This is a genomic window from Aquificaceae bacterium (genome assembly GCA_037722135.1).
Lineage (GTDB): Bacteria > Aquificota > Aquificia > Aquificales > Aquificaceae > Pampinifervens > Pampinifervens sericum.
In genome coordinates, this window is sequence record JBBKAW010000021.1 from 1 (window position 1) to 10419 (window position 10419).

Here is a 10419-nt window from a genome sequence, read left to right on the forward strand (position 1 = left end):
AATCCCACAATTGGCAACTAAAACCCGTTACCCTGTAACGCTAAAAAACCTTCAGTAGCAACTACTATAATAACATAGGTCCATCGCCGGAAGCAAGCATTTTTTCTCCAAGTGGCGGTAGTGCATTTTTACCTATTTCCGTAGCAGGGTGGAAATATTCCAGCGACTGCGGTTTGTCTGTGCTATAATTAAAAATTCAGTTGTCAGAAAACTGTAGGAGGCAGAGATGCGTGTAAAGGGTCCATCCTCAAGGAAGTTTAAGAAGAAGATACTAAAGCTGGCAAAGGGCTTTAGAGGTCAGCGTAAGAACGTATACAGAAGGGCAAAGGAATATGTCTTTAGGGCTCTTCAGTATCAGTATAGAGATAGAAGGCAAAGAAAGAGACAGTTTAGAAGGCTCTGGATTGCTCGTATAAACGCAGCGGTCAGGGCTCATGGACTTTCCTATAGCAAGTTTATGCACGGGCTTTCAAAGGCTGGTATAAACCTAAACAGGAAGATGCTCGCAGAAATGGCAGTGAGAGACCCAGAAGGATTCTCCAAGATAGTGGAAAAGGCAAAGGAAGCGCTGGCACAACCTGTATGATAGATTTTCAGAAAGTTCAAGAAGAGCTTGAAGGTAGTATAGAGGCTGTAAAAGACCTCAGCCAACTGCAACAGCTCAAGGCAAAATATCTCGGGAAAAGTGGTCTCATAACCCAAGCCATAGCACGCATAAGGGAAGTGCCACCAGAAGAAAGAAAAGAATACGGGCTTAGGGTAAACAGGCTAAAGGAATTTGCGGAAGAGCTATTCAAGAAAAAGGAAGAGGAGCTCAAAGCCCTTGAGATTGAAAAGAAACTCTCTCAAGAGTGGATTGACCTTTCTGTGCCTCTTGAGACAGAACTTGGAAGCCTTCATCCTATAACTCAGACCATGAAAAGAATAAGGGACATCTTTGTTAGTATGGGTTTTTCTGTAATGGAAGGTCCAGAGATAGAGCTTGAAGAGTATAACTTTGACATGTTAAACATTCCGAAGGAGCATCCTGCAAGAGAGATGCAGGACACCTTCTATGTAAACAAAGAGGGCTATCTCTTAAGGACGCACACCTCTCCTGTCCAAATAAGAGCCATGCTATCTCAGAAACCACCCATATATATGATAGCACCGGGCAAGGTCTACAGAAGAGATGACGACCCAACCCATTCGCCTATGTTTCACCAAGTGGAAGGGCTTGCGGTAGATAGAGATATAAGCTTTGGACACATGAAATACACTATAGAGACCTTTTTGAAAGAATTTTTTGAAGTGGATGTGCCTGTCCGTTTTAGGGCTTCTTACTTTCCTTTTACAGAGCCTTCTGCAGAAGTAGACATAGGCTGTGTTATATGTGGTGGTAGTGGGTGTAGAGTTTGCAAAGAAAGCGGGTGGCTTGAGGTGATGGGCTGTGGCATGGTTCACCCTCAAGTCCTTAAAAATTGCCAAATAGACCCAGAAGAGTATCAAGGTTTTGCCTTTGGTATGGGTGTAGAAAGGCTTGCCATGCTCTACTTTGGCATAGACAACATAAAGCTCTTTTATGAAAACAACCTAAGGTTTCTCAAACAATTTTAGTTATGTTAGAAGACTTCACACCACAGGAGAGGAAGGTAGTTCTTAGCATAACCTTTGCGGTTATGGTGCGTATGCTCGGTCTTTTCTTGCTTCTTCCTGTTCTTTCTCCTTACCTTAGGACTCTTGAAGGAGCTACTCCAACGCTTATTGGTCTTGCCATAGGCATATACGGTCTTGCACAAGCCCTGCTTCAGATACCCTTCGGATATCTCTCCGATAAGTATGGAAGAAAGCCCATTATCTTTGTAGGCATGATTACATACGCTCTTGGGAGTTTTATGGCTGGTCTTGTGTCAAACATATGGAGCATGGTCTTTGCCCGTTTCCTACAAGGTTTTGGTGCGGTATCCTCTGCTATGATAGCTCTTTCTGCGGACCTTACAAGGGAAGAGGTAAGGACAAGAGCCTTTGCCCACATAGGTGCTTCCATAGGGCTTAGCTTTGCTTTGAGCTTAACAGTAGCTCCAGTTCTTGCTGGCAAGTTTGGAGTTCCCTTTCTCTTTTTCCTTACTGCCTTTTTGAGCCTTGTGGCAACCGCATTGCTTATGCTAAAAGTTCCTGAGCCTTCCCAGAGGTCTAAAGAGCGGGAAATAAACCCATCTATAAAAAACATCACTCTTCTCCTCACAGACAGAAACCAGCTCTTTCTTAACTTCTCCATAGCTCTGACTCATGCCCTTATGGTCCTTATATTTACCGTAGTGCCTTATGAGCTTGTGTATCTGCATAACTATCCTAAAATAAAGCATTGGGAGATATACTTACCTACGATAGTTATAGCCCTTGCCATCATGGTCCCTGCGGTAATACTTGCAGAAAAGAGAGGTAGGTTTAAAGAGGTGTTTATGCTTGCGGTTATGTTCCTTGGATTTTCCTTTCTTTCCTTTACCTTTATTGAAAACTTCTGGGGGATAGTTTTTATGGTGCTTTTCTTTTTCATAGGCTTTAACATACTTGAGGCTCTTGTGCCGTCCCTACTTACAAGGCTAACACACAAAGACCTGAGAGGTCTTTCTCTTGGATTTTTCAACACTACCCAGTTTCTTGGAGCTTTTGCAGGTGGTATGTGGGGAGGCTATGTATTAAAGCATGGCTATATGTATATGATAAGCCTTGCACTTCTTTTGGTGTCCATATGGGGACTGTTTGCTCTTTTATGGTTTAAAGACTTGAAACTGCCTCTAAAATTAGAAACTACAAAGGGGTAGGTGTTAAGATGCTGTTAACTACTCTTGAGTTAGCTAAGCTTCTTGGAGGAAGGCATATTGGGAAGCCTGCTTCTTTTAGTGGTTTCTCAATAGACAGCAGAAGCGTGCAAGAGGGTCAGCTATTTGTGGCAATAAAAGGCAAGGTCCACGATGGACATGACTATGCCTTGCAGGCAATTCAGAAGGGAGCGGTGGGGGTTATCTGTGAGAGAGAGCTTGAGCTTCCTAAGGATACTCCTCAAATAGTGGTGGAAAGTGCCTTGGAAGCTCTAAGAAGGTTTGCGAGTTGGAAAAGAGAAAACTTTAAGGGAAAGGTTGTTGCCATTGCAGGGTCTGCAGGCAAAACCACTACGAAGGAACTTACCGCCTTTTTGCTTTCTAAGGTAGGAAGGGTTTGCAAAACGCCCAGAAACTACAATTCTCAAATCGGTGTCCCTCTCTCTGTAGCTAACTTTGAAGAGGATTGTGATTTCTGGGTTGTAGAGATGGGTGCAAGCCAAAAGGGAGATGTAAAGAGGCTCGTGGAACTGGTAAAGCCACACATAAGGGCAATAACTGCCATAGGCGAAGAGCATCTTGAGACCTTTGGATGCCTTGATGATGTGGTGCTTGGAAACGGCGAAGTGTTTTACCAGATGCAGGAGGAAGATTGTGGCATATGCCCTGCTTATGTATCTCACTGCTACCATATACCCAGAAAGTTGGTTTTTGGAGATGGCAAGTTCAAAGCGAAAGACCTAAAGCTTTCCGAGGAGGGTGTGAGCTTTATAGTGGACGGAGTGCAAGTCTTTATTCCAGTGCCAAGTCTTGCGATAGTAGAGAATACCCTCTGTGCCCTCGCCATACTTGAGGCTTTGGGAATAGACTGGAAGGGTCTTTGTGGACACCTTGCGGACTTTCATCCAGTGGAAGGTCGCTTTCGTATCCTAAGGAAGCAAAACCTACTACTCATAGATGACACATATAACGCAAACCCTCCTTCTGTAAGGATGGCTCTGAGAAGTTTGAGCCTTTTCAATGATAAAAAAATTGCGGTCTTAGGTGATATGTTAGAGCTTGGAGCGGACTCTGAGAAATACCATAGGGAAGTGGGAAGGCTTTGTGCAGAGCTTGGTATAGATGTTTGCCTTTTCTTTGGAGAGAATATGAGGCATGCCTATGAAGAGTGTAGAAAACTTAAGGAAGAGTGCTTCTTTTTTAAATCTCATGAGCAAATCCTTCGCTGGCTTCTTTGGAATGTTCATGAAAAAGCTGTTATACTTTTTAAAGGTTCAAGAGGTATGAGTATGGAGCAGTTAGTGGAGGGGATGATTAATGGCAAAGCTTGTTGATGTTTATAAGATACTTGAAGGTGGTATCCTCTTCCATACAAGGCTTGAGAAACTCAAATATCAGGAAGGAATGCTTTATCTGAAGACGACACCCTTGGCAGGAAGGTTTATATTGACAGGAGACACTATAAACCTTGGATACATGAACTTCGTTATTCCGGGAACAGTGGTAGAGAAAAGCAACCAGATAATAGTAAACATTTTCTACACAGGCGAAGGGAAACTTGGAGATAGAAGCAAGCCAAGAGTTCCAGTCCAAAAGGACAAGGTCTTTGTGGTTCTTCTTAAAATTGACGGTAGCTTCCGTGCTTTTATGCCTCTTGATATATCAGAAGGTGGTTTCTCTCTTGTGGTGACAGATACCTCCATAATACCAGAAATGCTAAATAAGAGATTAGATTTCAAAATTACGGGTAGGGAAGAGCTTTCGGGAGTATCTGGTAGTGCAAGGCTTGTAGGTATAATGGAGGAAAAAACATTTATTTCAAAGCTAACTTTTGAAATAGATGTGGACGATGCAAGTTCTGCGAAGATTAGGTTATACGTTATAAATGCTATTAATAGGTTGTTGAGCGATGTTTGACGTATTAGAATATAGTGATATAATTATATGGTGATAAACCATGAGAATAGCGGTTCTCCTTATAACGCTTTTGAGCTTGGCTTTGGCAAGGGAGCTTGAACTAAGAGAGGCTATAGAGCTCGCCATTAGAAACAATTACCTTATAAAGTCCGCACAGAGAGATATTAAGGCTCAGGAGCTGGAGCTAAAGGCGGCAAGGGGTGCTTTCTTTCCCAGAATAAAGGTGGAAGAGACCTTCACAAGAACCGATATGCCAGCCTATGCCTTTATGAGTAAGCTCAATCAGGAAAGGATAACTATGCAAGACTTTGACCCTGCAAGACTAAACAACCCAAAGGCTATAAACAACTTTGAGACAAGGTTTACCCTTGAAGTTCCCATATGGCTTGGTGGCAAGGTGCAGTCTGCGCAGAAAATGGCGGAGTATGAATACAGAGCTGTGAGCCTTGAGGCGGAAAGAAGGAAAGAAGAGGTTATAAGGCAAGTATACAACGCTTACATGGATGCGGTGCTTGCCAAAGAAAGCATCAAGGTCGCAGAGCAGGCAGTCAAAGATGCAATGGAGCATCTTAGGCTCGCAGAGCAGATGCATAAGGTTGGTCTTGCATTGCTCTCTGACGTGTTAAGAGCAAAGGTATACCTCTCAAAGGCTGAGGAAAACTTACAGAAGGCTATAAGAGGCTATCAGACCGCAAAGAAGGGTCTTGAGCTTGTGGTGGGTGTTCCTCTTGGAGACTTTGAGGTTCAAGAAGTAGCACACTGCCCACAGATAGATATAAACTATCTAAGAGAAAAGGTTCAAAATAGAAAAGACATAAAGGCTCTTGAAGAAAGGCTTAAGATGCTTGAAGAAGCCTACAGGTTTACCCTTTCAGATAACCTGCCACAAGTTTTTGCCTTTGCACAGTATTTTCTTAACTCAAAGGACCATCCCTTTGGTGCGGACGGCAAGGGCTATCTCGCAGGTGTAAGCGTGTCCTGGACCTTTGACACAGGGCTTACAACCCTAAGAAGGGCTCAGGCAAACTTAGAGAGGAGAGCAAGCCTTCAGGAAAGGTTAAAGCTCCTTAGGGATTCTGCGCTCTTTGACCTCAATAGGTCTTATGCGGAGTATGAAAACGCACTTGACATGTTAAGGTCTGCAGAAGACAGAATAAGGGCAAGTCAAGAGGTTCTAAGGATTATGGAGCTAAGATACAGGAACGGACTTGCCAGAATGGTAGATATTTTGGACGCTCAAACGGAGCTTGATAAGGCAAGACTTGAAAGAGTTCAGGCAATAAACGCATGCCATAAGGCTTATATGGAGGTCCTTTACAGTGCAGGTTATGTGGAGGAGGTGAAGAGATGAAAGGATGGATAAAGTATGCGTTATTTGTCTTGGTAATACTTGCCATGGTAGTATGGCTTGGGGGATTCCTCACAAAGAAGGAAAAGGCTGGTGAAATCTCCAAAGAAGCAAAGGTGGTTCATGGTATAAGCATTGGCACTGTGGAAAAGCTCTCAGAAGTTCTAAGTCCATATACTGGTCAGATAGTAGCGGACAAAAGAGTAGAGGTTTCCTCCAGAATTATGGGAAGGGTAAAGAGCGTTCTTGTTAAGGAGGGCGATAGCGTAAGGCTTGGTCAACTTCTTGTAAGCATAGATGCGGAAGACATTCAGGCTCAAATAGAGGCACTCAATCATCAAATGGTTCAGGCAGAGCAGGCACTCAGGTCTGCGATTGCAAACTACGAAGCGGTGAGAAAAACCTTTGAAAGGTATTCTGCTCTCTTGAAGGAAGGAGCTATAACCCAGCAGGAGTTTGACCAAGTAAAAGCTCAGTTTGAGTCCGCACAGGCACAGGTAGAACAGGCAAGGGCGGGTGTGAGGGCACTTCAAAGTCAAAGGCAAGCTATAGCCAGCAACATAAAGTATGCCAACATTACATCACCAGTAAATGGTTATGTGGTTCAAAAAATGGTAGATGTGGGGGACATTGCAGTTCCTGGTCATCCGCTCCTTGTGGTAGAAGCTCCTCCATACCTCTTTGAAGCCTTCTTACCAGAGAGGTTTGTGGGTAAGGTCAAAATAGGTCAAGAGTATGAGGTAAGCGTGTCTGGACTTGGAAAGACTTTGAGGGGTAAAGTGGTAGAAGTTTCACCTGCACTTGACCCTGCTACGAGAACCTTTAGGGTCAAGGTGAGGTTAGAGAATGCGGAAGGCATAAAGAGCGGTATGTATGCAAGCCTTCTAATACCTGAAAGTGTAGATGTGCTCCTTGTCCCAGAAAGTGCTATAGTAAGACGCTTTGATTTCACGGGTGTTTGGGTGGTAAAGCCCGATAATACTCTTGAGTTGAGGTTTGTAAAGCTCGGTGAGAAAAGGGGAGATAAGGTGGAAGTGCTATCGGGTCTAAGGGAGGGTGAAAGGATAGTTGTTGAGGGTATAGAAAAAGCCTGCGAAGGTTGTAGGGTAGGAGGCTGAGCATGTATGGTTTTGCAGGAAGGCTTGCTAACTACTTCATAGACTCAAAGCTAACTCCTGTCCTAATATTAGTTTCCCTTGCTTTGGGTTTATTTGCGGTTATTACCACTCCAAAGGAGGAAGAGCCACAGATAGTGGTTCCTATGATAGATATAATGATAGCCTATCCTGGTGCTACTCCTGAGGAGGTGGAGAGGAGGGTTGTGGCACCTCTTGAGAAAAAGCTCTGGGAACTAAAGGACATTGAATACATATATTCCGCCAGTATGGAAGGAATGGCTATTGTGACCGCACGCTTTTATGTGGGCACAAACCCAGTAAAGGCTCTTGTGGACCTAAACACCAAGATGATGTCTGCGATGGACTTGGCACCCCCTGGAGTTATCCTGCCACCCCTCATAAAGCCCAAGTCCATAGATGATGTGCCTATACTAACCCTTACCCTTTGGGGTAAGAATTACGACTATTATGAGCTGAGACGAATAGCTGGAGCCCTTGAGAATGAGATAAAAAAGGTTCAAAACGTGGCGGATGTTTTCTTGGTGGGAGGCAGACCAAGACAAGTTCGCGTAATTCTTGACCCACAAAGAATGGCAGCTTACGGTATTTCTCCCCTTTATGTAGCTCAAGTTATACAATCCGCCAACGCACAAGCCCTGAGTGGTAAGGTGGTCCAGGGTGGAAAAGAGTATGTGGTAAGGACTGGAGAATTTCTGAGGTCTAAGGAAGATGTGGAAAACATAGTGGTTGGAGTCTTCAATTCAAGACCTGTTTATATGAAGGACATAGCCACAGTGATAGACGGTCCTTCTGAAATAAAGGACTACGTGCTTATGGGCTTTGGTCCTCAGCATAAGGAAAAGGGTATTGAGGGGGTAAAGCCTGGAGAGCTTTATCCTGCGGTTACCATAGCAATTTCCAAAAGAGTGGGAACCAATGCGGTAGAGGTAGCCAAGGAGGTGCTTGACCTTGTAGAACACTTAAGGGGTAAGATAATCCCTAAGGACCTAAACGTAACCATAACGAGAAACTACGGAGAGACCGCAAAAGAAAAGGCGGACACTCTTATAAAGAAGCTCATAATAGCCACCTTCTCTGTGATACTTCTCATTGCAGTCGCCCTTGGCTTTAAGGAAGCCATAGTGGTAGGTATTGCAGTGCCTGTAACCCTTGCCATAGCTCTATTTCTCAGTCAAGTCTTTGGCTTTACACTAAACAGGGTTACCCTCTTTGCCCTCATTTTTGCCATAGGTATACTCGTGGATGATGCCATAGTGGTGGTGGAAAACATACACCGTTGGTTTGAGCTAAAGTTAGCAAAAACGCCAAGAGAAGCCATAGTTAGAGCAACAGACGAGGTAGGAAACCCCACCATATTAGCAACCTTTACCGTCATCGCAGCGCTCATGCCTATGGCTTTTGTCACGGGTCTTATGGGTCCCTACATGAGACCAATACCCATAAATGCCTCCGTTGCCATGTTCTTCTCACTGCTTGTTGCCTTTATCATAACTCCGTGGGCAAGCTACATACTTTTAAGAGATAAATTTGACAAGGAGCACAAAAAACATGAAATTAACATAAAAGAGACTACCTTCTGGAAAATATACTCCCGTTTAATGGTGCCTCTTCTTACCAGTAAACCCAAAAGATACGCCTTCTATGGCTTCACCCTTGCCCTTATGGGTTTGTCAGTGGGTCTCTTGTTTACCAAGGTGGTAGTGGTTAAGATGCTACCCTATGACAACAAGAGCGAGCTTCAAATAGTTATAGATATGCCCGAAGGGACCCCTCTTGAGAAAACCCTTGAAGTAGCCAAAGCCATAGGAGACTACATTTCAAGGCAGTCCATAGTGACCGACTATCAGATATATGTGGGAACAGCCTCACCCTTTAACTTCAATGGTCTTGTAAGAAAATACTATTTACGCCAAGGTTCAAACCTTGCGGACATACAGGTAAACCTTGTAAATAAGGACAAGCGTGAAGAGCAGTCCCACGACTTTGCCAAGAGGATAAGACCTGCAGTTCATGAAATAGCACAAAGATACGGTGCAAAGTATGTGGCGGTTGTGGAAGTCCCACCAGGACCACCCGTGCTATCTCCCATCGTAGCAGAAATTTACGGTCCAGACCTTAAAGTCCAGCAAGAGTTTGCCAGAGAAGTGCTTAAGGTATTCAAGGAGAGCAAGAGCATAACAGACGAAGGCATATACCTTGAAGACCCTGCCCCTATGCTTAGACTTGTGGTAAAAGAGGACAAGGCAAAGTTGGCAGGTCTCTCAAAGCAGGAGATAGTTTACACATTGCATGCTCTCCTCGGAGGATATCAAGCAGGCATAATGCAAAACACGGATACGGAACATACACCAATCATTGTGAGGTTTGACGAAAAGTATAGAACCATAGATACGCTAAAGATGCTACAAATCCCCACAAAAGACGGCAAAAGGGTGCCCCTTTCAGAGCTTGTAGAGGTCAAGGAAGACACCATTCCTACCACCATATATCGTAAAAACCTTAGGCGTGTGGTTTACGTGATAGGTGATGTGGCGGGAAGAGAAGAAGCACCCTTCTATGGCATACTTGACGTGAGGTCTAAGATAAAGAACCTGCCCAACCCTTACGGAGAGGTGAAGGAACTTTGGATGTCTCTGCCTCTTATAGAGGATGGTATATATGTTAAGTGGGACGGAGAGATGCACATAACCCTTGAGGTCTTCAGAGACCTTGGCTTAGCCTTTGGCGTTGCCCTTTTTGTCATGTATGTTCTCATACTGGCTTGGTTCAAAGACTTTAAGATACCAGGTATAATCATGGCACCCATACCCCTCACATTGGTGGGTATAATCCCAGGGCATCTTATAATGAATGCCTTCTTTACTGCTACCTCCATGATAGGTTTTATAGCTTTGGCTGGTATAATAGTGAGAAACTCTATCCTTTTGGTGGACTTTGCGGAAGAGAGGATAAAGGCCGGAGTGCCACCCCACCTTGCGGTGGTAGAAGCAGGAGTTATAAGGACAAGACCTATTCTTCTTACCGCTATAGCGGTTATAGTGGGTGCCTTTGTTATAATCTTTGACCCCATATTCAACGGTCTTGCCATATCTCTAATATTTGGAACTATAGGCTCTACAACCCTCACCCTCGTGCTCATACCTGTGATGTATTATGCAAGCAAGGTAAAGAGGATGGATACACTGCCTACTGCGGAAGAGGTGCAAAGGGATAT

8 protein-coding genes are annotated in these 10419 nt (G+C 44.2%); all 8 read left to right on the forward strand.

Annotated features, from left to right (window positions below; all coding sequences use genetic code 11):
• The first annotated feature begins 226 nt into the window (after positions 1–226).
• Positions 227–586 (forward strand): 50S ribosomal protein L20, encoded by a 360-nt coding sequence (gene rplT / locus WKI49_01520; GenBank protein ID MEJ7621181.1) that lies wholly within the window; start codon positions 227–229, stop codon positions 584–586.
• On the forward strand, positions 583–1596 hold the full coding sequence (gene pheS / locus WKI49_01525) for a phenylalanine--tRNA ligase subunit alpha (protein MEJ7621182.1): 1014 nt from the start codon (positions 583–585) through the stop codon (positions 1594–1596). Before rplT ends, pheS begins: the two co-directional genes overlap by 4 nt.
• 2 nt (positions 1597–1598) lie before the next feature.
• Positions 1599–2804, forward strand: coding sequence for an MFS transporter (locus tag WKI49_01530; protein MEJ7621183.1), 1206 nt, complete (start codon positions 1599–1601; stop codon positions 2802–2804).
• Between the two features lie 8 nt (positions 2805–2812).
• On the forward strand, positions 2813–4135 hold the full coding sequence (gene murF, locus WKI49_01535; GenBank protein MEJ7621184.1) for a UDP-N-acetylmuramoyl-tripeptide--D-alanyl-D-alanine ligase: 1323 nt from the start codon (positions 2813–2815) through the stop codon (positions 4133–4135).
• The gene (locus WKI49_01540; protein MEJ7621185.1) at positions 4119–4718 is read left to right on the forward strand and encodes a hypothetical protein; all 600 of its coding nucleotides are present in this window, start codon (positions 4119–4121) and stop codon (positions 4716–4718) included. The genes murF and WKI49_01540 overlap by 17 nt, the downstream gene beginning before the upstream one ends.
• A 40-nt stretch (positions 4719–4758) precedes the next feature.
• The gene (locus WKI49_01545; protein MEJ7621186.1) at positions 4759–6069 is read left to right on the forward strand and encodes a TolC family protein; all 1311 of its coding nucleotides are present in this window, start codon (positions 4759–4761) and stop codon (positions 6067–6069) included.
• On the forward strand, positions 6066–7184 hold the full coding sequence (locus tag WKI49_01550) for an efflux RND transporter periplasmic adaptor subunit (protein MEJ7621187.1): 1119 nt from the start codon (positions 6066–6068) through the stop codon (positions 7182–7184). The genes WKI49_01545 and WKI49_01550 overlap by 4 nt, the downstream gene beginning before the upstream one ends.
• A gap of 2 nt (positions 7185–7186) precedes the next feature.
• Positions 7187–10419, forward strand: a 3233-nt coding sequence (locus tag WKI49_01555; GenBank protein ID MEJ7621188.1) for an efflux RND transporter permease subunit, incomplete at its 3' end; no start/stop codon positions are given.